1 protein-coding gene is annotated in these 2,449 nt (G+C 78.7%); it reads right to left on the bottom strand.

All coding sequences use genetic code 11. The annotated features are described in order from the left end of the window. Positions 1–2,449: beta-ketoacyl synthase N-terminal-like domain-containing protein (locus ACTUAL_RS06625; RefSeq protein ID WP_440899627.1), on the bottom strand; the 2,449-nt coding region annotated here is incomplete at both ends.

Raw genomic sequence — 2,449 nt, 5'->3', positions numbered from 1 at the left:
GCGGGGGCGTCGGTGGCGCGGTCGGCGAGCGCGGACAGCTCGGCGCGGAACCGGTCCGGGGTGGCGGCGACGAGGACGGCGCGGTGCGGGAGGGTGGCGCGGCCGGTGGCGAGGGTGAAGCCGACGTCGACCGGGTCGACGTCCGGGGCCCGGTCGAGGAGGTCCAGCAGGTCGCGGGCCTGGGCGCGCAGCGCGGCGGGTTCGGCGGCCGACAGCGGCCACGGGACGACCGCGCCCGACCGGGACCTGGCGGGCAGCCACTCGGCGGCGGGCTGGGACAGGGCGGGCTGGGACAGGGCGGACTTCAGCGCGTCGAGCAGGTCCGCGCCCGCGGGGTCGGCGGCGCCGCGCACCGGGTGGCCGTGGCGGCGGGCGGCGGAGAGGGGTTCGAGCAGGAGGACCACGACGTGCTCGGCGGGGGTGCGGTCCGCGGGCGGCGGCTCGGACAGCACGGTCGCGCCGCCGACGAGCGCCAGCTCGCACTCCCCGGAGCGCAGCGCGCGGATCGCCCGGTGCAGCGCGGGTTCGCCGGTGGCGGCGGTGGTCGTCGGACCCCGCAGGCCGAGGACCTCGCTGACGCGGGCGGCCTGGTCGGGGGTGTCGGTGAACACGCCGATCCGGCTCTCGCGCGACGGGGTCGGGGTGATCCCGGCGCGTTCCAGCGCCTCCCAGGCGGTTTCCAGGAGGAGGCGGTGGTCGGGGGGCGTCGCGAGCGCCTCGTCCGGGGTGAGGCCGAAGAAGTCCGCGTCGAACAGGGCGACGCGGTCCAGGTAGGCGCCGGGGACGCCGGTCCAGCCCCGGTCGGTGGGGGTGGTGATCGGGGGGTCGGCGCGGTCGATCGCCCGGCGGAGCTGCTCCGGGGTGCGGATCCCGCCGGGCAGGCGGCAGGCCGCCGCGATCACGGCGATCGGGTCGGCGGCGGGAAGTGCCCGCGCGGCAGGGGTTTCCGCGTTTTGCGGTGCCGGGAACAGGTCGCCGGTGCGGGTGGTGACGCGGGGTGCGGGGGCGTCCTCGGGGGCGGTGGGTTCCGGGGTGGGCTGGTGCTGGAAGGCGTAGGTGGGCAGGTCCACGAGCGGGCCCGCGCCGAACACCGGGGTCCAGTCGACGCGCGCGCCGAGGACGTGGGCCTCGGCGAGGCGGCGGACCAGACCTGCGGTGCCGCCGTGACCGCGCGGGAAGGCGGCGACGAGGTCCGCGCCGGTCCCGGTCAGGGCCTCGGTGACGGCTTCGGCCAGCACGGGGTGCGGGCTGATCTCGACGAACAGGTCGTGCCCGGTGGCCAGGAGCGCTCGGGTGGCCCGGTCGAGGCTCGTGGTGGGGTGGAACGGGATCGGCGCGGGCCTGGGGAGGGGCAGGTCGTCGGCCCGGTCGGCGCGCGCGGCGAACTCGGCCGCCTCGGCGAGGGTGAGCGCGCCCGCGACGTGGGCAGCGGCGATCCGGCCACCGCCCTGCCCGACGACCGCGTCAGGTTCGACGCCGTGCGCGCGCCACAGCGCGGCGAGACCGACCGCGACGGCGAACAGGGTGGGCACGGCGTCCCGGTGGTGCGGCGGCGCGTCCGGGTCGCCGAGGAGGACGGGGGTGAGCGACCAGCCGGTGTGCGGGCGCAGGGCCTCGTCGCACTCGGCGATCGCGGCGCGGAACACCTCGGAGTCGCGCAGCAGCTCCTCGGCCGCGCCGGTCCACCGGTCGTCCGGGTCGGGGAAGACGAGCGCGACGCGGCGCTCGCGGGCCCGGCCGGTGATCACGCGGTCCAGGGTGATGCCGTCCGCGAGCAGGTCGAGGCCGCGCACGAGGTCGTCGCCGCCGAGCACGACGGCCCGGTGCGGCAGCGCTTCCCGCGTCGTGGCGAGACTGCGACCGATGTCCACTGCGGACATGTCGTCGGTCGTGGAGGCGGCCAGGCGGCGGGCCTGGTCGCGCAGGGCCTCGGCGGTCGCGCCGGACAGCAGCCACGGCACCGGGTCCAGCTCGACCGGGGCGTGGTGGGCGGCGACGGGGGCGGGGGCGGGTTCCAGGACGACGTGGTCGTCCGCGCTCCCGGAGGGTGGCGCGGCGGGGCGTGGCGCGGCGGTGCGCAGGGCCAGCGCCAGCTCGATGACGTCGACCAGGTCCGGCTCGGCGAGCGGGTCCGGTTGGTCCACCGCAGGGCCGCGCACCAGGGCCAGCACGGGGTGGCCGTTGCGGCGGGCGTCCGCGAGGCGGTCCAGGAGCAGGGCGGCGACGCCCGGGGAGCCGCCGGCCCGCTCGGTCTCGCCCACCGCCAGCGCGAGCGCGCAGTCGCCGTTCCGCAGCGCGCGGACGGCGAGGCGCAGGGCGGCGAGGGGGGTCGAGCTGGTGGGGTCGACGGTGGTCGACGGGCCGCCGTGCAGGCCGAACGTGGTGGTGACGAGGTCGGCGGTGGCGGGGAGCGCGGCGCGGGCGAACACGCCGATCCGCTGGCCGCCCT

The organism is Actinosynnema sp., from assembly GCF_052038725.1.
This window is presented reverse-complemented; position numbering and strand designations above follow the sequence as displayed.